Raw genomic sequence first — 26,303 nt, 5'->3', positions numbered from 1 at the left:
ATGGAGACTTTATGCGGCGCGGGCGGACCATGCGCGGCATCGGCGGAACGGTTCCGCCCGGGATACCCGCATGTCCACCCGTTCGTCCCTGCGAGACGCCTCCGGCCTCGCCCTCTTTGCGCTGGTGCTGTCGACTGCCCCACTCGTGCAGGCCAACGACTTCAGCGGCACTGCCGCCCTCACCAGCGATTACGTCTGGCGCGGCACGTCGCAGAGCAACGAAGATCCCGCCGTCCAGGCAGGCTTCAAGGTCGCCGGCGCTTCGGGCGTCTATGCCCAGGTCTGGGGATCCAGCGTCGAGTTCGCGCCGGAGACCCGCGCGTCGACCGAGTTCGATCTCGTCGCCGGCTGGTCGGGCGCGCTGTCCGATGCCTGGGCACTCGACGTCAATCTGACCCACTACGTCTATCCATCGGCGACCGTCGATCTCGACTGGACCGAAGCCAACGCGACGGTGACCCTGCACGAACGCTACTGGCTGCAGGTCGGGCATTCGCGCGACGCACTCGCCAGCGACACGGCCGGCACCTACGCCCAGCTCGGCGCGCGCTGGCCGCTGACGGACGCACTCCGCATCGAGGCCGCAGCGGGGCACTACCGGCTGGCGCGCGACAGTGGCTACGACGACTACACGCACGCGCAGCTGGGCGCGGTGTGGACGTTCGCGTCGCCGGTCGAACTGCGCGTCACCCTGCACGACACCGGTTCGAGTGCCGAGCGCGCGTTTCCCGGTCTCGCCGGCACGCGCGTCGAAGCCGCGCTGCAGGCGTCGTTCTGAGCGCCGCGGCGCTTCTTCCTTCCCGCTGACGGATCACCGCCATGATCGAATTCTTCACCGTCCTCGGCCTTGCGCTCGCGCTCGGCTGGCCGCTGGGCCGCTATCTCGCCGCCGTGATGCGTGGCGGCCCGCTGCCGGGCGACCGCGTCTTCGGCCTGGTCGAACGCCCGATCTACCGCCTGCTGGGCATCGACCCGTCGCGCGGCATGGACTGGAAGCACTACGCGCTGGCGTTCCTCGCCAGCAACGCGGTGCTCGGCGTACTGGTCTGGGTCCTGCTGATAACCCAGGCCTGGCTGCCGCTGAATCCCAACGCGGCGCCCAACATGTCGTGGGACCTCGCGCTGCACACCGCGGTGTCGTTCCTGACCAACACCAACCAGCAGCATTACTCGGGCCAGGCGCAACTGTCCTACCTCGCGCACATGGCCGGCATCGTCGGTCTGCAGGTGGTCACGCCGATGATGGGCCTCGCGCTGGTCGCAGCGACGCTGCGTGCGTTCTTCGGCGGCCGCGACGCGGACGATGCCGGCGTCGCACGGGGCGGTGTTGCCGATGTGGGCAACTACTGGGCCGATGTCGTGCGGCCCTCCGTACGCGTGCTGCTGCCGCTGGCCGTGCTGTGGAGCGTGCTGCTGACCGGCCAGGGCGTGCCGGCGACGCTGTCGGGCGGACCCGAGGCGACGCCGCTCGATGCGAGCGCCGGCATGGAAACGCAGAAGATTCCGTTGGGTCCGGTCGCGGCGATGGTCGCGGTCAAGCAGCTCGGTACCAACGGCGGCGGCTGGTACGGCCCCAACAGCAGCGTGCCGCTGGAGAACCCGACGCCGTTCTCCAACTGGCTGGAAACGCTGGCGCTGATCCTGCTGCCGGTGGCCGTAGCCTGCTTCATCGGTCCGTTCACCCGCCGCCGCAAACTGACGCCGCTGGTGCTCGGCACGATGCTGGCGATGTCGCTGGCGTCCGCAGGCTTGGCGGTGTGGTCGGAGTCGGCATCGCCGACGTCGACCGACGTCGCACTGATGGAAGGCAAGGAGGTCCGCACCGGCGCCGTGCCTTCCGCGCTGTGGGCGGCGCTGACCACGCAGACCTCGAACGGCTCGGTCAACGCGATGCACGACTCGCTGGCGCCGCTGACCGGCCTCGTCACCCTGTCGAACATGCTGATCAACGCGATCTGGGGCGGCATCGGCTGCGGACTGCAGCAGTTCCTGGTCTATCTGCTGCTCGCGGTCTTCGTGGCGGGATTGATGACCGGACGCACGCCGGAACTGTTCGGTCGCAAGATCGAGGCGCCCGAGGTGCGGCTGCTCGCCGCGCTGGTGCTGCTGCAGCCGGTGGTGCTGCTGGGACTCACCGCGCTGACGCTGGCGGTGCCGGCGTGGACCGGCAACAGCAACCCCGGCTTCCACGGCATCAGCCAGGTGTTCTACGAATACGTGTCGGCGTTCGCCAACAACGGCTCGGGCTTCGAGGGCCTGGGCGACGCGACCCGGTGGTGGAACCTGTCGACGAGCGTCGTCCTCGCACTCGGACGCTATCCCGCGCTGCTGGTACCGCTGGCGATCGCCGCGATGCTCGGCGCCAAACGCGCCGCGCCGGAAGGCGCCGGCAGCCTGCGGATCGAGACGCCGACCTTCGCGCTGACCCTGATCGCCCTCGTCGTGATCCTCACCCTCCTCCAGTTCATGCCGGTCCTGGTGCTCGGCCCCGTCGCCGACCACCTCGCCCTGGCGACTCTCGCCGGATGATGCCGATGCCTCCTGTCGCTGACACCGCCGCGCCGACGCGCGGCACCAATCCCCGCCTGTTCGAACCGGCGATCCTGCGCGCCGCCGCGCGCGACGCGTTCCGCAAGCTGTCGCCGCGCCACGCGCTCGGCAATCCGGTGATGGCCGTGGTCTGGCTCGGCACCGCGCTCACCGGCGCGCTGACCGTCTTCGGCCGTGCGACACCCGCGCTGGGCGGCAGCATCACCGCGGTGCTCGCGCTGACGGTGCTGTTCGCGAACTTCGCCGAAGCGATGGCCGAGGCCCGCGGCCGCGGCCAGGCGGCGTCGCTGCGGCGGGCACGCCAGGACCTCGTCGCACGCCGTCTGGCCGGCGAAGCGGACGACGCTGCCGAAACCCGGGTGCCTGCCGCGGAGCTGAAGCCCGGCGATCTGGTCGCTGTCTCCGCGGGCGAACTCATTCCCGCCGACGGCGAGATCCTGCGCGGGCTGGCGACGATCAACGAAGCCGCGGTCACCGGCGAATCCGCGCCGGTGCTGCGCGAGGCCGGCACCGACCGTTCGGGCGTGATCGGTGGCACCAAGGTGCTGTCGGACGCGATCGTCGTGCGCGTGACCGTCGAGCCCGGCCACAGCTTCCTCGACCGCATGATCGCGCTGGTCGAGGGCGCCAACCGCCAGAAGACCCCGAACGAGATCGCGCTCGGCCTGCTGCTGACGACGATGACGCTGACCTTTCTCGTCGTGGTGCTCACCTTGCCGGCGATCGCGGGCTTCGTCGGCGTGCGGCTGGACCCGGTGCTGCTGGTCGCGCTGCTGGTCTGCCTGATTCCGACGACGATCGGCGCGCTGCTCCCGGCGATCGGCATCGCCGGCATGAACCGTGCGCTCTCGGCGAACGTGCTGGCGAAATCCGGCAAGGCCGTCGAACTGGCCGGCGACGTCGACGTGCTGCTGCTCGACAAGACCGGCACCATCACCTATGGCGACCGCCAGGCGACCGCGTTCCATGCGCTGGCCGGCATCGATCCCGACGCACTGCGCGAGGCCGCGCTGCTGTCGTCGCTGGCCGATCCGACGCCGGAGGGCAAATCGATCGTCACGCTCGCTCGCCGGCCCGGCGAGGCGATCGAGGCGCCCGCCGATGCACGCTTCGTCGCGTTCACCGCGCAGACGCGCATGTCGGGCGTCGACCTCGGCGATACAGCCACGCCGCGACGCATCCGCAAGGGCGCGCTCGACGCGATCCTCGCGCATGTGCAGTCGCTCGGTGGCCAGCCGTCGCACGAACTGCGCGCACGCGTCGAACAGGTCGCGCGCGGCGGCGCCACACCGCTGGTCGTCGCCGATGGCGCGCACGTGCTCGGCGTGGTGGAACTTTCGGACGTGGTCAAGACCGGCATCCGCGAGAAGTTCGCGCAGCTGCGGTCGATGGGCATCCGCACGGTGATGATCACCGGCGACAACCCGCTCACCGCCGCGGCCATCGCCGCGGAGGCCGGCGTCGACGACTACATCGCCGAGGCACGGCCCGAGGACAAGCTCGCCCGCATCCGCAGCGAGCAGGCAGCCGGGCGCCTGGTGGCGATGGTCGGCGACGGCACCAACGATGCGCCGGCGCTCGCGCAGGCCGATGTCGGCCTGGCCATGAACTCCGGCACTCAGGCGGCGAAGGAAGCCGGCAACATGGTCGACCTCGACTCCGACCCGGCCAAGCTGCTGCGCGTCGTCGAGGTCGGCAAGCAGCAGCTGATCACCCGCGGCGCGCTGACGACGTTCTCGCTGGCCAACGACGTGTCGAAGTATTTCGCCATCCTGCCGGCGCTGTTCGCCGCGGCGATCCCGCAGATGGCCGCGCTGGATGTGATGCGCCTGTCCAGTCCGTCGAACGCGGTACTTGCGGCCCTGGTCTTCAATGCGCTGGTGATCCCGATGCTCATTCCCCTCGCCCTGCGCGGCGTGCGCTTCCGCGCCGGCAGCGCCACCGCCCTGCTGCGCCGGAACATGCTGGTCTTCGGCCTCGGCGGCGTGCTGCTGCCGTTCGCCGCGATCAAGCTCATCGACCTGGCGCTCGCCGCCGTCTTCGGTTCCTGAGGAGCCCGTCATGTCCACCCCGTCTTCTTCCCGCTCCCTGTCGACGCCGCGCGGCCTGCTCCGCGCCGCCTCCGGGCTCGCCGCGGTCGCCCTGCTCGGCTTCGGCCTGCTGTATTCGCTGGCTGCCACCGCGCTCGGCGGTGCGCTGTTTCCCGCGCAGTCGCGCGGCAGTCTGGTCGAACGCGAGGGCCGCATCGTCGGCTCGGCGCTGGTCGCGCAGCCCTTCGTCGATGCCCGCTATTTCAGGTCGCGGCCGTCCGCCGCCGGCTACGATCCGATGGCGCTGGCCGGCAGCAACCAGGCGCGCAGCAACCCTGCGCTGCGCGCGACCATCGCCGCGGACATCGATGCGTGCGCCGCCCGCGAGGGCATCGAGGCGCGCGACGTGCCCGGCGATCTCGTGACCCGCTCGGGCAGCGGCATCGATCCGCACATCAGTCCGGACGCCGCGCGCGTGCAGATCGCGCGCATCGCGCGGACCCGCGGTCTCGCGATCGCCGACGTCGAACGCCTGGTCGAGGCGCACACCGCCGCGCCCCAGTTCGGTCTGCTGGGTGCCCCGCGTGTCGACGTGCTGGCCCTGAACCTCGCACTCGACGCGCAGGCCGGCGGCCGCGGCGCAGAATAGGGCGATGGTCGACAACCGCGACGCCCGCGCCGATGCCCTGCTGGCCGACACCCGACGCCGCGAGGCGAGCGGCCGGCTGACCGTCTTCCTCGGCGCCGCGCCCGGCGTCGGCAAGACCTACGCGATGCTCGCCCGCGCCCGCGAACTGCAGGCGGCAGGTCTGGACGTCGTCATCGGCCTGGTGGAAACCCACGGGCGCGCCGAGACCGCCGCGCTGCTCGACGGTCTCGAGCAGCTGCCGCGGCGCCAGACCGGCTACCAGGGCCGCACACTCGATGATCTGGATGTCGACGCGGTGCTCGCCCGTCGTCCGGCGCTGGTGCTGGTCGACGAACTCGCGCATCGCAACGTGCCCGGCAGCCGCCACGAGCGCCGCTGGCAGGATGTCGTCGACCTGCTCGACGCCGGCATCGATGTCTGCACGACGGTCAACATCCAGCATCTCGAAAGTCTCAACGATGTCGTCCACCGCATCACCGGTGTGCGCGTCACCGAAACCGTGCCGGATGCGCTGTTCGACCGGCTGCGCGACATCCGCCTGGTCGACCTGCCGCCGGCGGACCTGATCGAGCGGCTCAAGGCCGGCAAGGTCTACCTGCCCGACCAGGCGACGCGCGCCCTGCAGGCGTTCTTCTCGCCGTCCAACCTCGCCGCGCTGCGCGAACTCGCGATGCAGGCCGCGGCCGATCATGTCGATGCCGAGCTGCGCGGCACCCAGGCCGCGCGCGGTCTGCCGGGTTTCGCCCTGCGGCGCACGGTACTGGTCGCCGTCGATGGCCTGGGGACTTCGGAGTACCTGGTACGCGCCGGGCGCCGCATCGCCGAACGTCGCGATGCGCCCTGGCGCGTGGTCACCGTCGATGCCGGCGGGCGCAGCGACGTGCAGCGCCAACAGGAACTGGACCAGGCATTCGCACTCGCCCGCAGCCTCGGCGCCGGGACCGACGTGCTGCACGGCAGCCGCATCGCCGATGCGCTGCTCGAACATGCCGAGCGGATCGGTGCCTCGACGATCGTCGTCGGCCGCACCCGCGAGCGGCCGTTCGCGCGCATGGTCAACCGCACGCTGACCCAGCGCCTGCTGCAGCAGGGCGCGCGCCACGAGCTGGTGATCATCGGTACGCCGGACGCGCGCGCCCGGGCGCGGCGCAGGCGACGCGCCGATGCCGCGCCCGGACCGCGCGACGTCGTCCTGCCGGTCGTCGCCACCGCGCTGGCCATCGTTCTGGGCTGGCTGGCGCAGCGCCTCGCCGGTCTCGACGACCTGTCGATGGTGTTCATCGTCGCGGTGGTCGTCGTCGCCGCGCAGGCGCGCATGGCCGCGGCGATGACCACGGCCGTGCTGTGCTTCGTCGCCTACAACTTCTTCTTCATCGAGCCGCGCTTCACCCTGCAGATCAGCGCCCACCGCGGCGTGGTGACCGTGCTGCTGTTCCTCGCCGCCGCCCTGGTGGCCGGGCGTCTCGCCGCGCGACTGCGCGAGCAGGTGCTGGCCCTGCGCGCGGCCAATACGCACGCCAACGGCCTGCAGGCGCTGGGGCGGCAACTCGCGGGCGCCGCCGATCTCGGCGAGGTGGTGGCGGCCGGACGCAATGCGCTCGCCCGCGCGCTCGACGCGGACGCATGGCTGCGCATCGGCGACGCCGACGGTGCGGCCGGATGGCCGGACGGCCTCGATCCCGCGGCAGTGGACTGGACACTGCGGCATGGTCAGGCCGCCGGCCGGTTCACCGACACCCTGTCCGCCTCGCCCTGGTGGCTGCTGCCGCTGCGCGCGGGTCACGAGACGCTCGGCGTCGCCGCACTGCGGTTCGCGGAATCGCGCTCCCGGCTCGGCCTCGAACAGCACCGGCTGGCGCAGGCGATGGCCGACGACATCGCGCAGGCGGCGCTGCGCACGCGACTGGTCGCCGACCTCGAAGGGGCGCGCGTGTCCAACGAGACCGAACGCCTGCGTTCGGCGCTGCTCTCGTCGGTGTCGCACGATCTGCGCTCGCCGCTAGCGTCGATGATCGGCTCGGCCAGCAGCCTCGTGGCGTTCGGCGAAGCCATGGATACCGGCGACCGCCGCGCCCTGCTCGACACCATCGTGCTGGAAGGCGAACGGCTCGACCGCTACATCCAGAACCTGCTCGACATGACCCGCCTCGGCCACGAGGGCCTGACGCTCAACCGCGACTGGATCGGCGTCGACGAGCTCGTTGGCGCTGCCATCGGCCGCCTGCGTCGTTACCAGCCCGACATCGTGGTGCAGAGCGATGTCCCCGCGCGCCTCGCGCCGCTGTGGGTGCATCCGGCGCTGCTCGAGCAGGCCCTGTTCAACGTGCTGGAGAACGCGGCGAAGTTCTCGCCGCCCGGCGCGCCGGTGCGGATCGAGGCACGTCGCATCGCAGCGCCGGAACCGGGCGATGCCCGCGGCTGGCTGCGCATCGACGTCGTCGACGCGGGGCCGGGCATTCCCGAAGACGAGCGCAGCCGGATCTTCGACATGTTCTACAGCGTCGAACGCGGCGATCGCGGCCGCAAGGGCACGGGCCTGGGCCTGACGATCTGCCAGGGCATGGTGGGCGCCCACGGCGGCGCGGTCTCGGCGCTGCGCGGCCCCGGCGGCGCGGGTACGCTGATCCGCATCGAGCTGCCGATGCAGCACCCGGACGGACTGGAGCGCGACGACACCGATGACTGACCCGACGCCTGCCAGCGCCGCGCGCATTCTCGTCGTCGACGACGAGCCACAGATCCGCCGCTTCCTCGACATCAGCCTGCGCGCGCAGGGGTGGCACGTCGCGCTGGCCGAGACCGGCGCGCAGGCGCTCGAGACGCTGGCACGCGACGGCGCGGACCTCGTGGTGCTCGACATCGGCCTGCCCGACCTGGACGGCCATGCCGTGCTGCGCTCGATCCGCGAGTGGTCGCAGGTGCCGGTCGTGATGCTGTCGGTGCGCAGCGACGAAGGCGGCAAGGTCGCCGCACTCGATGCCGGCGCCAACGACTACGTGACCAAGCCCTTCGGCACCCAGGAGCTGATGGCCCGGCTGCGCGCGTTGTTGCGGCTGCAGGCGCACGCCCCCGACGCGTCACCGGTCTTCGACGATGGTCATCTGCGGATCGATCTCGCGCGCCGCGAGGTCGCGCTCGACGGCGTGCCGCTCGTGCTCGCACGCAAGGAGTTCGCCCTGCTGTCGATGCTGCTGCGCAACGGCGGGCGCGTGGTGACGCAGCCGCAGCTGCTGCGCGAGATCTGGGGACCGACCCATACCGGCGACGTGCACTACGTGCGCATCCTGGTCGGCAAGCTGCGGCAGAAGCTGGGCGACGACGCCGCGCAGCCGCGTTACATCGCCACCGAGCCCGGTGTGGGCCTGCGCTTCATCGACGCCGAACGGCGGCCATGAAAAAGCCCCGCTCGCGCGGGGCTGCTCCGATGAAGCGTGCAGACCGGCGGGTTCAGCCCGCGAGCATCGCGCGCAGCAACGGCGGAATGCCGGACGAAGCCGCTGCGACGTTGTCGAGCACATCCTCGAACGTGATCACCTCGTCCACCTGCGGGCCCGCGCCGGCCGCCCAGTTGGCGACGATCGCCAGACACGCATAGTCGAGGCCGAGTTCACGCGCGAGACCGGCCTCCGGCATGCCGGTCATGCCGACCAGATCGCAGCCGTCGCGACGCATGCGCGCGATCTCGGCGCGCGTTTCCAGTCGCGGGCCCTGGGTCGCGCCGTAACACCCACCGTCGACCAGCGTCACACCGGCCGACGCTGCCGCATCGAGCACGCGCCTGCGCAGCACCGGCGTATACGGATCGCCGAAATCGACGTGCAGCACCTCGGTGCCCTCTTCCTCGCAATAGGTCGACACCCGGCCGCAGGTGTAGTCGACCAACTGGTCCGGACACGCCAGCACGCGGGGGCCGAAGCGCTCGGTGATGCCGCCCACGGTATTGAGCGCCAGCACCCGCGTCGCGCCCAGCGCCTGCAACGCCGACAGGTTGGCCCGGTAGTTCACCCGGTGCGGCGGCACCGAGTGCCCCTCCCCGTGCCGCGCCAGGAACGCCACGCGCTTGCCGTCGAGCGTGCCCACCCGCACCGGCCCCGACAACGCGCCGTAGCGCGTGACCGGCTGATGCGGCTCCACGTCCTGCAGGTCGGCCAACTGGTAGAGCCCGGTGCCGCCGATGACGGCCAGATCGATGTCGAGGTGCATGGAGATTCTCTGGTGGATGACAGGCGCGCGATGGCCCGATCACAGGGTCTACAACGGCGACGGTCGCGTCCGGGCGGACACACCCGGCGTGCGCTGGTGGCTGGGCGCATGGCGACCCCACCCGGCGAGGTCGCACCGAACGGCGCCCAGGACACCGGCCCCGGCACGTCTGCGCGACAACAGCCGAGCGCTGCGCCGGCGCGTCACTCCGCCAGCGCGTAGATCCCCGGCAGGTTGCGTCCCTGCTCGTGGAAATCCATGCCGTAGCCGAACACATAGCGGTCGGGCACTTCGACGCCGACGTAATCGGCTTCCACGCCGTCCACGCCGCGGTCGTGCACCTTGACCGCGAGCACGGCGACGCGGACGTCGGTCGCGCCCTGGTCTTCGACCCACTGGCGCACGGCCTTGAGGGTGTGCCCTTCGTCGAGGATGTCGTCGACCAGCAGCACGCGCCGGCCCTGCAGCGGCGTCGCGGGACGATGCAGCCAGGCGAGGCCCGAACCTGTGGTGTTGCCGCGGTAACGCGTGGCATGCAGATAGTCGAATTCGAGGTCGACCTCGTTCTCGCCGATCGCGAACGCGAGCTGCGCGGCGAACGGCATGCCGCCGTGCATGATCGTGATGTAGACCGGCGGCACGTCGTCGTCGCCGTACTCGTCGGCGATCTCCTCGGCCATCGCTTCGATGGCGTCTTCGAGCGCATCGCGGTCGAACAGCAGGTCGGCGGTGTCGATCACGTCGTCGAGGCGTGGAATGTTCATGCGAGATCTCCCGTACGGGGGGCGGCTGCGTCACCGGCGAGCGCGCCGTCCCAGCCGAGCGGACCGCGTCCGATCAGGCCGGTCAGCGCCATGGTGTTGAGGGTGCGGCCTTCGACCGCGGCCAGCGATTCGGCGACGAGTTCCGGATGGCAGACGAGGACGACGTCACAGCCGGCGTCGAGGTGCGCGTCGACGCGCGACTGGATGCCGCCGGCGGAGAACGCCGCGGCCATGCCGATGTCGTCGGAAAACACGACGCCGCGAAAGCCCATCTGTTCGCGCAGGATCGTGTTGATCCACAGCGGCGAATAGCCGGCCGGTTCCGGCGCGACCTGCGGGTAGACCACGTGCGCGAGCATCACTGCATCGGCGCCGGCATCGATGCCGGCCACGAACGGCACCAGATCGTGCGCGCGGATCGCATCGAGACTCCGGTTGTCGACGGCGTCGTGGAAATGCGTGTCCTCGCGCACCGAGCCGTGGCCGGGAAAGTGCTTGAGCGTGGCGGCCATGCCGGCCTCGTGCATGCCTTCGACGTAGGCGCGCGTGAGCGCGGCGACGATTCGGGGATCTTCGGAAAACGACCGGTCGCCGATCGCGAGATTGCCGTGGCCGACGTCGACCACCGGCGCGAAGCTCAGGTCCACGCCGCTGGCGCGCACTTCCTGCGCCATCAGGCGCGCATGCGCGCGTGAGGCATCCATCGCGGCACCGGGATCGGCCAGGTATTGCGCGCCGAATCCGGCCAGCGACGGCAGTTCGGAATAGCCGTCCTGGAAGCGCTGGACGCGCCCGCCCTCCTGGTCCACGCAGACCAGCTGCGGACGCGGCGCGGCGTCGCGGATCGCGGCCGACAGTTCGGCGATCTGCGCGCGCGAGGCGAAGTTGCGCTTGAACAGGATCACGCCGGCGCACGCGTCATGCTGCAGCCAGTCGCGCTCCTGCGCGGTGAGTTCGGTGCCGGCGACGCCGATCACGAGCATTGCGGACTTCTCCATCGAACACGCCCCATGGCGCGGACGGGCATTGTCGCAGATGCGGACGCGCGTGCCGCCGGGACTGGCAACGTGTTCAGTCGCAGTCAGCGCGCCGGGAAGGGAGACACGTCGCGGGCAACGCAACGCCCGTCGTGCCCGTCCTGCCGCGTCCGCGGCCGCTGCGCCACGGACGCGTTCAGTCGCGCTCTGCCGCGTCCCAGCGCGAGAACGGACGTGCGGCCAGCGCGAGGTTGAAATAGCGCGGATGCGCGGTGACCTCGGCGCCGAGCCAGTCCGGACGATCGAAGGCTTCATCGGCATCGTCGAGTTCGATCTCCGCCACGACGAGACCGGCGTTGTCGCCGAGGAATTCGTCGACTTCCCACAGGTGCGCCCCGTGGCGGACCAGGTGCCGGCACTTCTCCACCAGCCCGCCGACGCACAGCTTCAGCAGCGCGTGCGCGTCGTCGACCGGCAGCGGCAGTTCGAACTCCTGCCGAGTGGTGCCGGCCTCGCGCGACTTGATGTTGAGGAAGGCGACATCGCCCTCGATGCGCACCCGCACCGAGGCATGCTGCGCGCCGCTGGTGATCGACGCGGCGTCGTTGAGATAGCCCTGCGCCATCGGCACCACCGCATGCGCGGCCGCGCGCCAGGCGTCGGACGCGACGCGGAACTTGCGTTCGATCTCGATGCCCATGCGGTGCTCAGCGCTTCTCGAACAGGGCGATGGATTCGACGTGCGCGGTCTGCGGAAACATGTCCATGACCCCGGCATCGGCCAGCGTCCAACCGCGTTCGTTGACCAGATAGCCGGCGTCGCGCGCCAGCGATGCCGGGTGGCAGCTGACATAGACGATGCGCTTGAAGCGCTCCAGCGGCAGCTGGCGCAACACGTCGATCGCGCCCGAGCGCGGCGGATCGAGCAGCAGTTTGTCGAAGCCCTGACGCATCCACGAGGCGCTGCGCTGGTCCTGGGTCAGATCGGCGGCGTGGAACTGGGCGTTGCCCAGTCCGTTGTGCGCGGCGTTTTCCTTCGCCCGCGCCACCAGCCCGGCCTCGCCTTCCACGCCGACCACCTCGCGCACGCGACGCGCCAGCGGCAGGGTGAAATTGCCCAGACCGCAGAACAGATCGAGCACGCGGTCCTCGGGCTGAACATCGAGCAGCTCGAGCGTGCGCGCGATCATCGTGCGGTTGAGGCCGGCGTTGACCTGGATGAAATCCAGCGGCCGGAACTTCAGTTCAATGTCCCAGTCCTCGAGCCGGAACGACAGCGCCGGCGCTTCGGGCCACAGCGCATGCACGCTGTCGTTGCCGCCGGGCTGCAGGAAGATCGCCATGCGGTGCTGCTCGCCGAACGCGCGCAGCGCCGCCACATCGGATTCGACCAGCGGCTGCAGATGGCGGAACACCAGCGCGATGCCGTCGAACTCGGGGCGCGGATCGCCGGCGATGAATTCGATCTGCGGCAGGGTGCTGCGCGCGTCCATGCCGTCGATCAGCTGTGCCAGCGCGGGGATGATCGCGGCGATCGGCGCGATCACCGTGTGGCATTCCTGCAACTCGGCCACGAAGCGTGGATCGCGCTCGCGGAAGCCCACCAGCGTCTTGTCCTTCTTCTCCACCCGCTTCACCGAGAACCGGCCCTTGCGGCGGTAGCCCCAGGCGTGATCGACCAGCGGCGCCATCCAGCGCTTCGGCGTGACGTGGCCGATGCGCTCGAAGTTCTCGCGCAGCACGCGGTCCTTGGCGATGATCTGCTGCTCGGCATCGAGGTGCTGCAGCACGCAGCCCCCGCAGGTGCCGAAATGCGGGCAGCGCGGGGTGATGCGGTGTTCGGAGGCGCGCAACACCTCGAGCGTCACCGCCTCGTCGAAGCTGCGCGAACGCGCGAAACGCTGGGCGACGACACGCTCATCCGGCAGCGCGCCGGTGACGAACAGCGCCTTGCCATCGGGCAGGCGCGCAACGCCGCGGCCGTCGTGGGTGAGGTTGAGGACATCGACCTCGAAAGGGGTCTGATCGAGACGTTTGCGGGCCACGTGGCGAAGGCTGCGGGCAGAAGGGCCGCGTATTGTCGCAGAAGCGGCGCGCGGGCTGCCCGGCCGGAACGCAGAAGGCCGCCCGCAGGCGGCCTTCGTACGCATCGCTGGTGCGCCCTACTTCTGCGTCCAGCGCCCACCCTGCTGGTACCACCAGCCGGGACGCGCACTCGCGATCCACTGCCGTGCGAACACGTCGCGGATCTGCGACTCCCACTCGGGATGGCCGTTGGCGACCGCGATCTCGCGGTAGACCGCCTGCCGGTCTCTGTTGTCGTCGGCGACGGCCGAGTTCACCGCAACGCGGTCCTTGATCGGCAGCTGCGAGGCGTCGCGCACCACGATCGTGCCGTTGCCGCCAAAACCCAGCGCACCGGAGTCGAAATGCGCACGCAGCGTGCCGTTGAAGCGCTGCTCCATGCGGGCCTGGATCGCCTGGATGGCCGGCGTGCGGATACTGATGTCGGGCGTCTGCGCCTGGGCGCTGCCGATGCCGATCAGCATCCAGGGGTCGAACCGCGTCGAGGTGTGCGCCATGCCGCCACCGGGCACGGTCGCAGGTGGCGTTTCGGTGGCGGGCGCTTGGTCGCCGATCACGTTCTCGACGAACTCGCGCGCCGCTTCCTTGGCTTCTGCAGCCGGGAAATAGACATTGATCGTCACGCAGGCGGTCAACGCCAGTGCGGCCACGACCGGTAACCCCATCCAACGCGCCATCGACACTCTCCTGTCAGAAATTCGTAGACACGGTCATTCGATGACCGGTGCGACGTCGCCGCCCGCGGCGGCTGCGAGACGCTCGACCAGCGTAGGCCAGTCGACGTCGCGGTTGAAACCCACGACGTCCAGCCGTGGCAGTCCTGCACCCTGGACGATAGTAAAGGCGTTGCCCTCTGAACGCAGGCCGCCCATCCGGCAGACGGCGTTGCGCAGACGGCACGAAATACCGATGCCGCGGTAGCCGAAGTCGTCGAACAGTGCGATCGCCCTGCCCTGCAGCGTGGTGACGAACGACGCGTCGCCGACGCTGGAGATGTCCTGCACGGCCCGCTGGCTGATGCGCTGGCGCACGCCCGGCACGCGCTCGGTGTGCAGCTCGGCGTCGAACGCGGTCGCATTCCAGTCGACCAGACGCAGCTCGTCGATGCGCCCGTGCAGGCGCCCCTCGATGCTGCCGAAACCGAACACGCCGGTCAGCGCCTGCAGGTCGAGCGCCGACAGCGCGAGATCTCCGGTGACCGTCGGCAACACCCCGAACGGCCGTTCGATCGCCAGCGACGCCACGTCGACGCGACCGTCGAACAGCGTCATCGACAGGCCATCGCCGAAATCGATGCGGTTGTCGGCGTAGCGCACGGTCGGAATCTCGCCGCCCAGCGTGCCTTCGAATGCAGGCCAGTCGAGGGACCGCGCGAGCACGCCGATGTCGAGTGCATCGAGTCGCAGCGCGGTCTGCAGGCGCAGACCCGCATCGTCGGCGGGCGGCTGCAGTTGCAGCGATTCGAAGCCGATCTCTCCGCCCAGGAACGAGAACGCGACCGGCTCGCGCAGCCGCAGCATTCCACCACCGCTTTCCAGGCTCCAGGCCGCTGCGTCGAACGGCATGCCGTAGAGCGCGCCACCACGCCAGGCGAACGCGCTGCGCACGGGCGATGCGGCCGAATACCGGACCGCGCCGTCGAGCCTGTCGAGCTGGAACCGGCCATCCGCGTCGGCGATGTCGAGCCGGTGGAAGGCCACTTCGCCACTGCGCAGGGTCGCTGCCTCGATCACCAGTCCGGCGCGGAACCCGCCGGCCAGCGACAACCCCGCGACGCCGGCGGGCCCGAGCCAGCCGGCGAGATACCGGCCCGGCATTGCCGTCGCATCGTCGCTGGACACCGTGAGCGCGAGTGCGGAAATTCCGAACGCGGGGGTCAGGCGTGCCTCACCATCGGCGCGCAGCGTGTCGCCGTCGCGCCATTCCAGACGCGACAGGTGCCAGTCGCCCTCGCCTGCGCGCGCCACGTCGAGACCGATGCCCACCGGCGCATCCGGCAAGTCGACATACGCGTTGCCGGCGAGCAGTTCGCCACCGTGCAGTTGTCCATCGATACGCGCATCGAGGGCATCGTCGGGCAGCAGCAGGCGCACGCCGACTTCCGCGTCGACATCGCCGGCCGCGATGCTGCCGTCCTCGGTTTCCAGGGCGAGTCCCGCGATCTCGAGATCCGCGTCCACGCGCAGCGGGCTGGCGGCCGGCGTGTGGATCCGGACGGTGCCGTCCAGCGTGCCGCCGGTCAGGCGCGCCGTCGTCCAGCCTGCGCGGACCAGCGCATCGACCCACGCGGCCGGCACGCGCCGCAGATCGATCCGGGTGGCGTCGGGCGTCGCGGCGTTGCGTGACAGGCCGACCCGCGCCCCGCCGCCCGACAACGCCGCCGTGGTGGTCGCCGCGTCCAGCGACAGCGCCAGATGCAACGGCGCCCCCCGGCCGGTACGCAGTGGTCCGTCGCAGCGCCACCGGGCATCGTCGCCGGTGGTCTCGCGCCGCAACGGGCACCGCCAGTCCAGATCGCGGAAATGCCAGCCCAGCCCGCCCGCGTCGAGTTCGCCGGCCTGCAGGCGCAGCCGGCCTTCGGGCGCATCGGCCGGCCAGTCCAGCGCCAGGCGCACATCCCGCAACTGCGTGCCGGCCACATCGACCCGGGCGATCCGCATCTGCATCGACTGCGCCTGCACCGCGAGCGGCACACAGGCGAGAAACAGCGTTAGGATCGTCACAACGGGGCGCGGCATGGCCGCAGGATACCCGCCACATCGAGGACGCGATGAATCGATTGCTGCTGGTCGAGGACGACCCTACAAGCCGCAGTTTCCTGCAAGCCGCCAGTGCCGCACTGCCCGCCGACGTCGATGTCGCCGATTCGGTCGAGGCCGCCTACGCACTGGCGAGCGTGAACGCCTACGACGCCTGGCTGATCGATGCCAACCTGCCCGACGGCACCGGCGGTGGTCTGCTGGCGCGCCTGCGCGCCGACGGCCGCGCGACGCCTGCGATCGCCCACACCGCGGCACGTGAGCGTCGTGAACTCGACGCGCTGCGGGCCGCAGGGTTCGCCCTCGCGATCAGCAAACCCGTGGCGCCTGATGCCTGGCTCGACGCGATCCGCGGCGTGCTGGTGCAGCGCCCGCACGCGCGGTCGCCCTCCCAGGCTGCGCCGCTCCCCGACGCGCGTCGCAGCGGCGTCGCGCCGCTGTGGAACGGCGACACCGCGCTGGCGGCGGTCGGCGGCGACGGTCGCAACGTGCGCGGATTGCGCGAACTCTTCCTCGGCGAGCTCGATGGCACCCGCTCGCGGATCACCGCCGCGGCCACGGCGGGGGATGCGAGTGCCATCCGGGGCGACCTGCACCGCCTGCGCGCAGGCTGCGGCTTCGTCGGCGCCGAACGTCTCGGGCTCGCGGCGCGTGTCCTGCACGTCGATCCCACGTCGACGAGCGCGCTGCAGGCGTTCCTGGAGACGCTCGACGCCACCCGCACGAGCGCACACGCACCGCCCGCCTGACGCTCAGCGTCGCGGGAGGGTCGCGGCCAGCTCCCACGATTTCAGCCCGCGCGGTCCCAGGTGATGCGACAGCACCGCGCGCAGGGCGCGCCGCAGGCTGGCCATGTCGGCCACGTCCGGCGCGGTGTCGGCCGCCAGCGCCAGCAACGCATGGCCCGTCGCCGCAGCGCTGCGGTCGGCAGCCTCGCCGTCCCGCTGCAGGCGACGTGGGCCATGCTCGGGATCCAGCCGGTAGCGCGCGGCCGGTTCGATCGCGTTCCCGTCGCCGTCGGTGTCCAGGGCGAACCCGAGGCCGATCGCCTCGAGCAGATCGCGCTCGAACCGGCGCAGCGTCCAGGCCAGTCCATCGCCCGTCAACCGTTGCCGTACGGTCGCGAGTGCCTCGAAGAGTTCCGGCGCGGGGTCCTGTCGCGGCGCGAGGCGCAGCACCAGCTCGTTGATGTAGAACCCGGCCAGCATCGCATCGCCGAAGAGACGCGGCGCCGCGTCGAGCGCTTCGGCCGACTGCAGCTGGGCGAGCTCGCCGCGCAGTACTGCGGTCAGGCGGATGTACTGCAGTGGCTGCAGCGCAGCGCGCAGCACGTGCTTCTTCGGGCCCTGCACACCGCGCGCGACCAGCCCCAGCCGGCCGTGGTCCAGCGTCAGCACCTCGACGAGCAGGCTGGTCTCGCGCCACGGGCGCGCATGCAGCACGAACGCCGGCTGGTCCTCGATGCGCATGGCCCGCGGTTCGCGTCAGCCGGCGCCGATGCGGGCCAGGAACGCCTCGCCCGTCAGGTGCTCGGCGGCGCCTTCGAGCGCGTACCAGTCGGGCTTGGCCTCGATGAAGATTTCGCTCTCGAACCGCGCACCGGCAATCGCATCGAACAGGCCGGCGGACAGATAGTGCTGGCCGTCGCCGGTACTGTGGAAGAACAGGCTGCTGCCGCAGGCGCCGCAGAACGCGCGCTCGGCCCATTGCGAGGACGCGAACCGGCGGACGAGCGTGTCGCCGGTCTCGATGCGCAGGTCGTCAACGGCCTGCAGGACCAGCGCAGGGCCCCCGTGCCAACGTCGGCATGCGCCGCAGTGGCAGGCGTGGATCGCGTGCGCACCGGCCGGCACGCTGAGGGTGATCCCGCCGCACAGGCAGCGGCCGCGCAGGCGCTCGTCGCTGTCTGCAATGCCGCTCATGCGTGCGGGGCCTCAGTCACCGTAGCCCAGCGCCTTGAGCGCGGCCTCGTCGTCCGACCAGCCCTCGCGCACGCGGACCCAGGTTTCCAGGAAGACCTTGGCATCGAACAATCGTTCCATGCCCATGCGCGCTTTCGTGCTGATGTCCTTAAGCCGGGTGCCGGCCTTGCCGATGACGATCGCCTTCTGGCCCTCGCGCTCGACCCAGATCACCGCGCCGATCCGCAGCATCGCGCCATCGAGGGAGAAGCTCTCGATCTCGACGGTGGTCGCATACGGAAGCTCGTTGCCCAGCTGACGCATCAGCTGCTCGCGCACCAGTTCGCCGGCCAGGAAGCGCTGGCTCTTGTCGGTGATCTCGTCCTCGCCGAAGAGCGCGTCCTGCGCCGGCACCAGCGGCAGCACGGTCGATTTGAGCTGTTCCAGGCCCTTGCGCTTGAGCGCGGACAACGGCACGACGCCTGCGAAATCGCGGCCTTCGGTGACCTTCTGCAGATACGGCAGCAGCGTCGTCTTGTCCTTGATCCGGTCGACCTGGTTGACCACCAGCACCACCGGCACGCCGGCCTCGTGCAGAGCGTCGAACGCGAGGCTGTCCTCGTCGTCCCAGCGCCCGGCCACGACGACCAGCATCGCCGCATCGACGCCTTCCAGCGCACCGCGCGCCGCGCGGTTCATGATCCGGTTCATGGCGCGCTTCTGTTCGCGATGGATGCCGGGCGTATCGACCAGCAGCAGCTGGCCCTCCGGGAACGTCGCGATGCCGAGCAGGCGGTGGCGCGTGGTCTGCGGCCGGTTGGAGACGATGCTCACCTTGGCGCCGACGAGCGCGTTGACCAGGGTGGACTTGCCGACATTGGGTCGGCCGATGACGGCGACGTAGCCGGCGTGGTGGGACGGGGTGTGGGGTTCGGTCATGCCGGCATTCTACGGAAATGCCGGAGGCGCGACGCGACCGGGGTTCGCCGCGGGCAGTGCCGGAGGTCAGCGCGGGGTTTCGAGCAGCCCCATCACCGCTTCTGCCGCCTGCTGCTCGGCCGCGCGCCGGGAACTGCCCTGGCCCTCCGCCGCGACGCCCGCATCATTGAGCGCGCACCGCACCAGGAACGTCTTGGCGTGTTCCTCGCCGCTTTCCGACAGCAGTTCGTACACCGGCAGCGCCTTCTGCCGCCCCTGCAGCCATTCCTGCAACCGCGTCTTGGCGTCCTTGGCGACGCGTCCGCTGGCGAGCGCGACCATGGTCTTCTCGAACAGCGGCAACACGGTTACCCGGCACACCTCCAGGCCGGCGTCGAGGTAGATCGCGGCGATCACGGCCTCGAGCGCATCGGACAGGATCGAGTCGCGGCGATGGCCGCCCGACTTCAGTTCTCCCGGGCCCAGCACCAGGCGCGCGCCGAGATCGAGCTCGCGCGCGACCGCGGCCAGCGACGATTCGCGGACCAGTTCCGCGCGCGCGCGGGTCAGCGTGCCTTCGTCGGCGCCCGGCCAGCGGGTATAGAGCGACTCGGCGACCAGTGCACCGAGCACGGCATCGCCGAGAAACTCCAGACGTTCGTTGTGCGGCGCGCCGGCGCTGCGATGCGTCAGCGCCTGGGTCAGCAGATCCGGATCACGGAAGACGTGCCCGGCGAACCGGCCCTGCTGACGGTCAAACTCCGTCGCCACCGCGGACCAGTGTCTGGGTCGCGTGGAACTTGCCCACGACGTCGAGATTGAAGATCAGCGGCCGACGGACCTCGTACTGCACGTCCATCTGCCAGCCGTTGTCGGCGCGGCGGATCTTCACGTTTTCGGGCTTCACGTTCTCCGAGTAGCTGATGTACAGCCGACGGAAGAACAGGTCCTGGATGCGCGCAGGATCCGACGCGGCGGTGCCGGGCTCGCTGGCCAGCCCCTTGAGCGCGGCCTTGACGCTGTAGTACTCCGAATACATCGGAAACAGCTTCATGCCGACATAGGCGAAGAAGCCGACGACTGCCAGGACGATGATGAATCCCAGCAGGGTAATGCCGCGTTGCGTGCGTTTCATGGACGTCCCCTCAAGCCGATGCCATTGGTCATTTGATGCTCTGACCGATCCTTCCCCAGTCGACCCAGCCCGGCGCAGCGGTATCGACGTTCATCCAGATCAGGAACGCCTTGCCACGCAGCTGGGTCTCGGGAAGCGTACCCCAGAAGCGGCCGTCATCGCTGCGGTCGCGGTTGTCGCCCATGACGAAATAATGCCCCTGCGGCACGTGGAACGTGCCCTCGCCCAGATGGAACGGCGCGGCCTGGTCGATCTGCAGCACCTGATGGCTGCGGCCGGGCATCTGCTCGGTGTAGAGCGAGGCGCCGGTCATCTCCGCGCCACGGCCCGCACCCTCGTAGGTGCCCACGCGCGTGTAGTCGAAGGGCGTGCCGTTGACGAACACGGTGTTGTCGCGGAACTCCACGGTGTCGCCGGGCAGCCCGATCACGCGCTTGATCCAGTCCTGGTCGGGATGCTGCGGCGGGCGGAACACCACCACGTCACCACGCGCCGGCTCGCCGATGTCGATGATCTTCTTGTTGGTGATCGGCAGGCGGATGCCGTAACTGAACTTGTTGACGAGGATGAAGTCACCGATCAGAAGGGTGGGCATCATCGAACTGGACGGAATGCGGAACGGCTCCGACACGAAGCTGCGCAGGATCAGCACCACGAACAGGACCGGGAAGAAGGCCTTCGCGTAATCGACGACGATCGGTTCCTTTTCCTCGATCAGTCCGGCGCGACGCGCACGTGCCTTGGCCAGCACCAGCTTGTCGAGCAGCCAGATGACGCCGGTCAGCAGCGTCAGCACGACCAGGGCGGTCTCAAACCATTTCATGCAGCATCCTCGAAACACGGGGCCGGACGGCCGCGCTGGGCCGCCACTATGAAAACACGATTCAGGAGTCGCGCGACGTGCTCAGGACCGCCAGGAAGGCTTCCTGCGGAATCTCCACGCGGCCGACCTGCTTCATGCGCTTCTTGCCTTCCTTCTGCTTTTCCAGAAGCTTCTTCTTGCGCGAGATGTCGCCGCCGTAACACTTGGCCAGCACGTTCTTGCGCAGTGCCTTGACGGTCGTACGGGCGATGACCTGCGCGCCGATCGCGGCCTGGATCGCCACGTCGAACTGCTGGCGCGGAATGAGTTCCTTCATCTTCTCGGTCAACTCCCGGCCGCGGCGATCGGCGTGGCTGCGATGCACGATCAGCGACAGCGCATCCACCTTGTCGCCGTTGATCAGCGTATCCACGCGCACGAACGGGCCGGCGTCGAACCGCACGAAGTGGTAGTCCAGCGATGCGTAACCGCGACTGGCGGACTTCAGCTTGTCGAAGAAATCGAGCACCACCTCGGCCATCGGCAGCTCGTAGCTGATCTGGACCTGGCTGGCCAGGTACTGGATGCCGATCTGCATGCCGCGCTTGTCTTCGCAGAGCTTGATGATCGCGCCGATGTAGGCCTCGGGCGTGAGGATGTTGGCGCGGATGATGGGCTCGCGTACTTCCTCGATCAGGTTCGCCTGCGGCAGCTTGGCCGGGTTGTCGAGCGGCATCACTTCGCCGTCGGTCTTGAGCACCTCGTAGATCACCGTCGGCGCGGTGCTGATCAGATCGAGGTCGTACTCGCGCTCCAGCCGTTCCTGCACGATTTCCATGTGCAGCATGCCGAGGAAGCCGCAGCGGAACCCGAACCCCATCGCCTCGGAACTCTCGGGCTCGAAACGCAGCGCGGCGTCGTTGAGGCGCAGCTTGTCGAGCGCTTCGCGCAGATCCGGGAAGTCCTCGGCGTTGACCGGGAACAGCCCCGCGAACACGCGCGGCTGCATTTCCTGGAAACCGGGCAGCGCCTTCTCGGCCGGCTTGGCGGCCAGGGTCAGCGTGTCGCCGACCGGCGCGCCATGGACGTCCTTGATCGACGCGGTGATCCAGCCCACCTCGCCTGCGCGCAGCGCCGGCAGTTCCTTGCGCTTGGGCGTGAACACGCCGACCTTGTCGACGTCGTGGGTGCGCCCGGTCGACATCACCAGGATCTTGCTCTTGGGCGTGATCTCGCCCTGCATTACACGCACCAGCGACACCACACCCAGATAGTTGTCGAACCAGGAGTCGATGATCAGCGCCTGCAGGCGATCGGTGTCGCGCGGCTTGGGCGGCGGAATGCGGTGCACGATCGCTTCGAGCACTTCCTCCACGTTGAGGCCGGTCTTGGCGCTCACCGCGACCGCGTCTTCGGCGTCGATGCCGATCACCGCCTCGATCTCGGCCTTGGCCTTCTCGATGTCGGCGGTCGGCAGGTCGATCTTGTTGAGCACCGGAATCACTTCCAGCCCCTGTTCGACCGCCGTGTAGCAGTTGGCGACCGACTGCGCCTCGACGCCCTGGGCGGCATCGACCACCAGCAGCGCGCCTTCGCACGCCGCCAGCGACCGGCTGACCTCGTAGGAGAAGTCGACGTGGCCGGGGGTGTCGATGAAATTCAGATGATAGATCTGCCCGTCGCGCGCCTTGTACGGCAGCGAGACCGACTGCGCCTTGATCGTGATGCCGCGCTCGCGTTCGATCGGATTCGAGTCGAGCACCTGCGCCTCCATCTCGCGCGCCTGGAGGCCGCCGCAGAGCTGGATGATGCGATCGGCGAGCGTCGACTTGCCGTGGTCGACGTGGGCGATGATGGAAAAGTTGCGGATGTTCCGCATCGGATCGTGGGTCATTGGGCGGCGGCCGGGCCGTCGTCGAAAAGGTAACGGGCGATTATCGCACAGCGCCCGGGTCGCACGCGGGCGGCGGATCGGGCCCGGCGCGCAGTTCACCAACAAGCGCCGCGCGCATGCGAAAACGGCCCGCGCGGAATGCGCGGGCCGTCGAAGTCGAGCAGGAACGCGTGCGATCAGCGCTCGGCGGTTTCCGGGAGCGTCACCGCACGGTACTGGGTCGCGCCACCCCGTCCGCGCACCAGCAGCATCACCGTGTCGCCCGGCTGGACGCTCTGCAGCGCCCGGTCGAGCGCGGCCGCGCTGCCTACCGGCGTGCGGCCGACACGCAGGATCACGTCACCCTGCGCGATGCCGGCATTCGCCGCCGCGCCACGGCCGGCGCTGGCGACGAGGACGCCCTCGTCACCGGCAAGCCCGAACTGGCGACGCTGGGCGGCGTCGAGATCGCGCCCGGTCAGGCCGAGCGCATTGCCGCTCGCCGCTGAAGCCGGCGACGGTGACTGCGCATCACGGCTGTTCGCCGACGCGGCGCCCGACTCGAGCGCGGTCAGGGTGACATCGAAGTCGCGGGTCCGGCCCTCGCGCAGGACCTGCATCCGCACCTTCGTACCCGGCGTCTTGCCACCCACCAGAGGCGGCAGTTCGCTCGACGCGATGATCTCGGTCCCGTCGACGGCGCGGATCACGTCACCCGGTTCGATGCCGGCCCGCTGCGCCGGACTGCCTGGCAGCACTTCCTGCACCAGCGCACCCCGGGTGTCGGGCAGCTTGAACCCGGCAGCGGCCTCGGGGGTCACGTTGGATACCTGCACACCGAGCGAACCACGCTGCACGCTGCCGGTCTTCTTGATCTGCTCGGCCACGTTCGCCGCCAGATCGATTGGAATCGCGAAACTCACGCCCATGTAGCCGCCGGAGTTGCTGAAGATCTGCGAGTTGATGCCGATCACCTCGCCCGACACGTTCAGCAGCGGACCACCGGAATTGCCCTGGTTGATCGGCACGTCGGTCTGGATGAAGGGCACGTAGCGCTGGTCGGCGTACTGGTTGGATCGGGCCACGGCGCTGACGATGCCGGCGGTCACCGACTGCTCGAAGCCGAACGGCGAGCCGATCGCGACGGCCCACTGGCCGGGCTTGACGCTCGCGCCGTTGCCGAAGCGCAGCGTCGGCAGGCCGGTCGCGTCGATCTTGAGCACCGCGACGTCGGACTCGGCGTCGCTGCCGACGACCTTGGCGGTGAACTCGCGGCGGTCCGACAGCCGCACCTTGACCTCTTCCGCACCGTCGACGACGTGGTGGTTGGTCAGCAGATAGCCATCGGCCGAGATGAGAAAGCCCGTCCCCATCGAGGTACCGCGCGGCGCGCTGCCACCCCGCCCCGGACCGCCCGGACCACCCGGCATTTCGAAGCCGGGGCCGAAGAAACGGCGGAAGATTTCGGGAATCTGCGCGTCGTCCGGCATCTGCTGGCCGCGCGTCTGGCGCGCACCGATCGTCGACTCGATGCTGACCACGGCCGGCGCCACGCGCTCGACCAGGCGGGTGAAATCGGGCAGGCCCGAGACCAGCGGCGCCTCGGGCGTCGACGAGACGCTGGCGGCGGCATCGGCCGGCGTCTGCGCACCGGACTGCGCGGTGGCGTCAGGCAGGAGGAAGGCAGTGGTGCCGGCGGAGAGCGCGGCCACCAGCGAGATCGCGAGCAGGGACTTCTTCATCGAGGACATGGCGGACTCTGAGGGGGAAATACGGTGCGGCGCGCTGCAACAGCCACGCGTGACCGCGAAGGGCGTCGGAAAACGGCGCGGTACTGCTCAGGGCAGCGGGCGCGCCTGCGGCCGCGCGGCGTCGGCGGGATCGACCGGGAAGCTCGGCAGCACATTGCTGCTGCCCGACGCCTGCGGCGCATCCCACGACGGCGCCGCGAACGCATCGCCATAGCGCACCGAGAAGCTGCTGTTCGCCGACAGCGAAGAGGCCCTCGGCCACGGACGCGACACGGCAGGCGCTTCCGGCAGACCGGTCGCAATCGCCGATGTGGACGCCAGCACACGCCCCGCGGCGCTCTCGTTCTGCACCGCAGGCCGCGGCGGCGTCGCAGACGCGACCATGCGTGACTGCGATGCCTGGCGCGTCTGCTGGTTGCGCAATGCGGCGCGCTGCGACTGGCCGCGCGAGGCGCGATCGCCGTTACCGCGACGCGGCACTTCAGCCACTGCCAGCGCAGCAGCACCCGCCACCGCTGCGGTGGCTTCGACCGGCGACGCGGCCACGAGCGCGGAGGCATCGGCGGTTGCGTCCTGGACAGGCGCGGGCACTGCTCCGACGGGCGCAGCTTCGGCCGCCATCGGCAGCATTTCGTCTGCATCGCCGAACGACGCGCCCGGACGGCCGACGAACAGCGCAACCAGCGCGACCGATGCGGCCAGCGCGGCGCCGCCGCCCCAACGCAGCAGACGGGGGCGCTTCGCAGACGCGACCGGTGCGATCAACACCTCACCCGCGGCGATGCCACGCGTAATGCGGTCGGCGAAATCGGGCGGCAACAGCGAGACCTGGCGGCCGCGCAGCACGTCGCCGCAGACCTGCCAGCGCTCGAAGCAGCCGGCGAGTTCGGCATCGTGTTCGAGGCGACGGCGCAGGAACCGCGCCTGGTCCTGCGACAGCTCGCCATCGAGCATCGCCGACAGTTGCTGGCGATGGAACCGCTCGAGCTTGTCGGGGTCGGGGCCGATCTGCAGGGTATCGATGTCGTCGGCAGTGTTCATCGGGTCACGCGCTCCACTTGTGTTTCGGTGTCCATCAAAGGTCGCAGTTCGCGATCGATCGCTTCGCGCGCCCTGAAGATCCGGGAGCGCACCGTGCCGATCGGGCACCCCATGCGCTCGGCGATCTCGTCGTAGCTCAGACCGTCGACCTCGCGCAGGTTGATCGCGACCCGAAGTTCCTCGGGCAGTGCTTCGACCGCGCGCATCACCCTTTGTTCCAGCTGCTGACGCATCAATTCGCGCTCGGGCGTGTCGCTGTCGCGCAGGCGGATGCCGCTGTCGAAATGCTCGGCGTCCTCGATGTCGATGTCGTCGGTCGGCGGCCGGCGGTTATGCGCCACCAGATGGTTCTTCGCGGTGTTGACCGCGATCCGGTGCAGCCAGGTATAGAACTGCGCGTCGCCGCGGAAGTTCCCCATCGCGCGATACGCGCGGATGAAGGTTTCCTGGGCCACGTCCTGCACCTCGCTCCAGTCGGACACGTAACGCCCGATCAGCGCCGCGATCCGGTGCTGGTACTTGCGCACCAGCAGATCGAATGCCGAGGCATCGCCTGCCTGTACCCGTCTGACCAGTTCCTCGTCCAGTTGAATCCGCTCCTGGCTGTGGTGTGCGTCGACCATCGGGGCCGGATCTCCTTGGGGCACCCGGCCTGGCTCGGGTAGTTAGGACAGGGCGCTGCGCGAAAAGTTCCGTCACAGGCGGTGTGGCATCGTCGCCGCGTCACCGTGCTGCATGTTCTTGGGGCGGCGTCCGCGCCCCGCAAGTCATGAAAGCGCTTCCCACCGACGCGTTGCGCGACGATCGACTCAAACGCTGCTTTCAAGCGCCGATTTGACGGCGCTCGCGCAACCTCGGGATCATA

The 26,303-nt window shown here is 69.8% G+C and carries 24 protein-coding genes; 7 read left to right on the top strand and 17 right to left on the bottom strand.

Annotated features, from left to right (window positions below; genetic code table 11):
- Window positions 1–70: 70 nt before the first annotated feature.
- The 6 genes from CURTO8I2_RS04315 to CURTO8I2_RS04290 are packed head-to-tail and all read left to right on the top strand — an operon-like array spanning window position 71 to window position 8,624.
- Entirely contained in the window at window positions 71–778 is a 708-nt protein-coding gene (locus tag CURTO8I2_RS04315; RefSeq protein WP_159678962.1) for a TorF family putative porin, read from the top strand.
- Window positions 779–819: 41 nt separating this feature from the next.
- Window positions 820–2,529: a potassium-transporting ATPase subunit KdpA gene (gene kdpA / locus CURTO8I2_RS04310; RefSeq protein WP_159678960.1), complete on the top strand. Its 1,710-nt coding sequence runs from the start codon at window positions 820–822 to the stop codon at window positions 2,527–2,529.
- 5 nt (window positions 2,530–2,534) lie between these two features.
- Window positions 2,535–4,601 (top strand): potassium-transporting ATPase subunit KdpB, encoded by a 2,067-nt coding sequence (gene kdpB / locus CURTO8I2_RS04305; RefSeq protein WP_159678958.1) that lies wholly within the window; start codon window positions 2,535–2,537, stop codon window positions 4,599–4,601.
- Between the two features lie 10 nt (window positions 4,602–4,611).
- Entirely contained in the window at window positions 4,612–5,229 is a 618-nt protein-coding gene (gene kdpC / locus CURTO8I2_RS04300; protein WP_159678957.1) for a potassium-transporting ATPase subunit KdpC, read from the top strand.
- Window positions 5,230–5,233: 4 nt separating this feature from the next.
- Complete coding sequence (locus CURTO8I2_RS04295; RefSeq protein WP_159678955.1) at window positions 5,234–7,915, top strand: sensor histidine kinase KdpD; 2,682 nt, start codon at window positions 5,234–5,236, stop codon at window positions 7,913–7,915.
- Window positions 7,908–8,624, top strand: coding sequence for a response regulator transcription factor (locus tag CURTO8I2_RS04290; protein ID WP_159678953.1), 717 nt, complete (start codon window positions 7,908–7,910; stop codon window positions 8,622–8,624). The genes CURTO8I2_RS04295 and CURTO8I2_RS04290 overlap by 8 nt, the downstream gene beginning before the upstream one ends.
- Window positions 8,625–8,676: 52 nt before the next feature.
- Here the strand turns inward: CURTO8I2_RS04290 and CURTO8I2_RS04285 are convergent, their stop codons facing one another.
- The 7 genes from CURTO8I2_RS04285 to CURTO8I2_RS04255 all read right to left on the bottom strand — a co-directional run bounded on the left by CURTO8I2_RS04285 (window position 8,677) and on the right by CURTO8I2_RS04255 (window position 15,996).
- On the bottom strand, window positions 8,677–9,438 hold the full coding sequence (locus tag CURTO8I2_RS04285) for an S-methyl-5'-thioinosine phosphorylase (protein WP_201295528.1): 762 nt from the start codon (window positions 9,436–9,438) through the stop codon (window positions 8,677–8,679).
- A 197-nt stretch (window positions 9,439–9,635) separates the two neighbouring features.
- Window positions 9,636–10,196: a hypoxanthine-guanine phosphoribosyltransferase gene (locus CURTO8I2_RS04280; protein WP_159678950.1), complete on the bottom strand. Its 561-nt coding sequence runs from the start codon at window positions 10,194–10,196 to the stop codon at window positions 9,636–9,638.
- On the bottom strand, window positions 10,193–11,179 hold the full coding sequence (gene nagZ / locus CURTO8I2_RS04275; RefSeq protein ID WP_159681546.1) for a beta-N-acetylhexosaminidase: 987 nt from the start codon (window positions 11,177–11,179) through the stop codon (window positions 10,193–10,195). The genes CURTO8I2_RS04280 and nagZ overlap by 4 nt, the downstream gene beginning before the upstream one ends.
- Before the next feature lie 190 nt (window positions 11,180–11,369).
- Window positions 11,370–11,873: a CYTH domain-containing protein gene (locus tag CURTO8I2_RS04270; RefSeq protein WP_159678948.1), complete on the bottom strand. Its 504-nt coding sequence runs from the start codon at window positions 11,871–11,873 to the stop codon at window positions 11,370–11,372.
- 7 nt (window positions 11,874–11,880) lie between these two features.
- Window positions 11,881–13,218 (bottom strand): 23S rRNA (uracil(1939)-C(5))-methyltransferase RlmD, encoded by a 1,338-nt coding sequence (gene rlmD / locus CURTO8I2_RS04265; RefSeq protein ID WP_236550997.1) that lies wholly within the window; start codon window positions 13,216–13,218, stop codon window positions 11,881–11,883.
- Window positions 13,219–13,335: 117 nt separating this feature from the next.
- Window positions 13,336–13,935: a YdbL family protein gene (locus tag CURTO8I2_RS04260; RefSeq protein WP_159678945.1), complete on the bottom strand. Its 600-nt coding sequence runs from the start codon at window positions 13,933–13,935 to the stop codon at window positions 13,336–13,338.
- Window positions 13,936–13,968: 33 nt separating this feature from the next.
- Window positions 13,969–15,996, bottom strand: a complete 2,028-nt coding sequence (locus tag CURTO8I2_RS04255; protein WP_159678944.1) for a hypothetical protein — start codon at window positions 15,994–15,996, stop codon at window positions 13,969–13,971.
- Between the two features lie 32 nt (window positions 15,997–16,028).
- Between CURTO8I2_RS04255 and CURTO8I2_RS04250 the strand changes: the two genes are divergently transcribed.
- The gene (locus tag CURTO8I2_RS04250) at window positions 16,029–16,766 is read left to right on the top strand and encodes a response regulator (protein ID WP_159678942.1); all 738 of its coding nucleotides are present in this window, start codon (window positions 16,029–16,031) and stop codon (window positions 16,764–16,766) included.
- 3 nt (window positions 16,767–16,769) lie between these two features.
- Here the strand turns inward: CURTO8I2_RS04250 and recO are convergent, their stop codons facing one another.
- The 10 genes from recO to rpoE all read right to left on the bottom strand — a co-directional run bounded on the left by recO (window position 16,770) and on the right by rpoE (window position 26,061).
- A complete protein-coding gene (gene recO / locus CURTO8I2_RS04245; protein WP_159678941.1) occupies window positions 16,770–17,486 on the bottom strand; it encodes a DNA repair protein RecO in 717 nt (238 codons plus the stop codon).
- A gap of 15 nt (window positions 17,487–17,501) precedes the next feature.
- Window positions 17,502–17,939, bottom strand: a complete 438-nt coding sequence (locus CURTO8I2_RS04240) for a GFA family protein (protein WP_159678939.1) — start codon at window positions 17,937–17,939, stop codon at window positions 17,502–17,504.
- A gap of 12 nt (window positions 17,940–17,951) precedes the next feature.
- Window positions 17,952–18,857 (bottom strand): GTPase Era, encoded by a 906-nt coding sequence (gene era, locus CURTO8I2_RS04235; RefSeq protein WP_159678938.1) that lies wholly within the window; start codon window positions 18,855–18,857, stop codon window positions 17,952–17,954.
- A 66-nt stretch (window positions 18,858–18,923) separates the two neighbouring features.
- Window positions 18,924–19,607 (bottom strand): ribonuclease III, encoded by a 684-nt coding sequence (gene rnc, locus CURTO8I2_RS04230; protein ID WP_159678937.1) that lies wholly within the window; start codon window positions 19,605–19,607, stop codon window positions 18,924–18,926.
- Window positions 19,591–19,971 (bottom strand): DUF4845 domain-containing protein, encoded by a 381-nt coding sequence (locus CURTO8I2_RS04225; RefSeq protein ID WP_159678936.1) that lies wholly within the window; start codon window positions 19,969–19,971, stop codon window positions 19,591–19,593. Before CURTO8I2_RS04225 ends, rnc begins: the two co-directional genes overlap by 17 nt.
- A 28-nt stretch (window positions 19,972–19,999) precedes the next feature.
- Window positions 20,000–20,794, bottom strand: a complete 795-nt coding sequence (gene lepB / locus CURTO8I2_RS04220; protein ID WP_159678934.1) for a signal peptidase I — start codon at window positions 20,792–20,794, stop codon at window positions 20,000–20,002.
- A gap of 61 nt (window positions 20,795–20,855) precedes the next feature.
- Window positions 20,856–22,652: a translation elongation factor 4 gene (gene lepA, locus CURTO8I2_RS04215; RefSeq protein WP_201295527.1), complete on the bottom strand. Its 1,797-nt coding sequence runs from the start codon at window positions 22,650–22,652 to the stop codon at window positions 20,856–20,858.
- Between the two features lie 191 nt (window positions 22,653–22,843).
- Window positions 22,844–24,397 carry a Do family serine endopeptidase gene (locus CURTO8I2_RS04210; RefSeq protein WP_343161349.1) on the bottom strand — a complete coding sequence of 518 codons (1,554 nt, stop codon included), beginning with the start codon at window positions 24,395–24,397 and terminating at the stop codon, window positions 22,844–22,846.
- An 87-nt stretch (window positions 24,398–24,484) separates the two neighbouring features.
- Complete coding sequence (locus tag CURTO8I2_RS04205) at window positions 24,485–25,438, bottom strand: sigma-E factor negative regulatory protein (protein WP_159678930.1); 954 nt, start codon at window positions 25,436–25,438, stop codon at window positions 24,485–24,487.
- Window positions 25,435–26,061, bottom strand: coding sequence for an RNA polymerase sigma factor RpoE (gene rpoE / locus CURTO8I2_RS04200; RefSeq protein WP_159678929.1), 627 nt, complete (start codon window positions 26,059–26,061; stop codon window positions 25,435–25,437). The genes CURTO8I2_RS04205 and rpoE overlap by 4 nt, the downstream gene beginning before the upstream one ends.
- Window positions 26,062–26,303: the final 242 nt, after the last annotated feature.

The sequence above is a fragment of the Luteimonas sp. 9C genome (assembly GCF_902506295.1).
In the GTDB taxonomy this organism is placed as follows: Bacteria; Pseudomonadota; Gammaproteobacteria; order Xanthomonadales; family Xanthomonadaceae; genus Luteimonas.
The sequence above is the reverse complement of the archived record's forward strand: the minus strand, read 5'-3'. Positions and strand labels throughout refer to the sequence as shown.

What these genes read in the sequence shown, in the direction of transcription:
- CURTO8I2_RS04250 (WP_159678942.1), top strand. Translation starts at nt 16,029, where the DNA reads ATGAATCGATTGCTGCTGGTCGAGGACGACCCTACAAGCCGCAGTTTC.
- CURTO8I2_RS04225 (WP_159678936.1), bottom strand. Translation starts at nt 19,971, where the DNA reads ATGAAACGCACGCAACGCGGCATTACCCTGCTGGGATTCATCATCGTC.
- CURTO8I2_RS04255 (WP_159678944.1), bottom strand. Translation starts at nt 15,996, where the DNA reads ATGCCGCGCCCCGTTGTGACGATCCTAACGCTGTTTCTCGCCTGTGTG.
- CURTO8I2_RS04205 (WP_159678930.1), bottom strand. Translation starts at nt 25,438, where the DNA reads ATGAACACTGCCGACGACATCGATACCCTGCAGATCGGCCCCGACCCC.
- recO (WP_159678941.1), bottom strand. Translation starts at nt 17,486, where the DNA reads ATGCGCATCGAGGACCAGCCGGCGTTCGTGCTGCATGCGCGCCCGTGG.
- CURTO8I2_RS04280 (WP_159678950.1), bottom strand. Translation starts at nt 10,196, where the DNA reads ATGAACATTCCACGCCTCGACGACGTGATCGACACCGCCGACCTGCTG.
- CURTO8I2_RS04260 (WP_159678945.1), bottom strand. Translation starts at nt 13,935, where the DNA reads ATGGCGCGTTGGATGGGGTTACCGGTCGTGGCCGCACTGGCGTTGACC.
- era (WP_159678938.1), bottom strand. Translation starts at nt 18,857, where the DNA reads ATGACCGAACCCCACACCCCGTCCCACCACGCCGGCTACGTCGCCGTC.
- CURTO8I2_RS04315 (WP_159678962.1), top strand. Translation starts at nt 71, where the DNA reads ATGTCCACCCGTTCGTCCCTGCGAGACGCCTCCGGCCTCGCCCTCTTT.
- rpoE (WP_159678929.1), bottom strand. Translation starts at nt 26,061, where the DNA reads ATGGTCGACGCACACCACAGCCAGGAGCGGATTCAACTGGACGAGGAA.
- CURTO8I2_RS04270 (WP_159678948.1), bottom strand. Translation starts at nt 11,873, where the DNA reads ATGGGCATCGAGATCGAACGCAAGTTCCGCGTCGCGTCCGACGCCTGG.
- lepB (WP_159678934.1), bottom strand. Translation starts at nt 20,794, where the DNA reads ATGAAATGGTTTGAGACCGCCCTGGTCGTGCTGACGCTGCTGACCGGC.
- CURTO8I2_RS04290 (WP_159678953.1), top strand. Translation starts at nt 7,908, where the DNA reads ATGACTGACCCGACGCCTGCCAGCGCCGCGCGCATTCTCGTCGTCGAC.
- nagZ (WP_159681546.1), bottom strand. Translation starts at nt 11,179, where the DNA reads ATGCTCGTGATCGGCGTCGCCGGCACCGAACTCACCGCGCAGGAGCGC.
- CURTO8I2_RS04295 (WP_159678955.1), top strand. Translation starts at nt 5,234, where the DNA reads ATGGTCGACAACCGCGACGCCCGCGCCGATGCCCTGCTGGCCGACACC.
- kdpC (WP_159678957.1), top strand. Translation starts at nt 4,612, where the DNA reads ATGTCCACCCCGTCTTCTTCCCGCTCCCTGTCGACGCCGCGCGGCCTG.
- kdpA (WP_159678960.1), top strand. Translation starts at nt 820, where the DNA reads ATGATCGAATTCTTCACCGTCCTCGGCCTTGCGCTCGCGCTCGGCTGG.
- kdpB (WP_159678958.1), top strand. Translation starts at nt 2,535, where the DNA reads ATGCCTCCTGTCGCTGACACCGCCGCGCCGACGCGCGGCACCAATCCC.
- CURTO8I2_RS04210 (WP_343161349.1), bottom strand. Translation starts at nt 24,397, where the DNA reads ATGTCCTCGATGAAGAAGTCCCTGCTCGCGATCTCGCTGGTGGCCGCG.
- CURTO8I2_RS04240 (WP_159678939.1), bottom strand. Translation starts at nt 17,939, where the DNA reads ATGAGCGGCATTGCAGACAGCGACGAGCGCCTGCGCGGCCGCTGCCTG.
- lepA (WP_201295527.1), bottom strand. Translation starts at nt 22,652, where the DNA reads ATGCGGAACATCCGCAACTTTTCCATCATCGCCCACGTCGACCACGGC.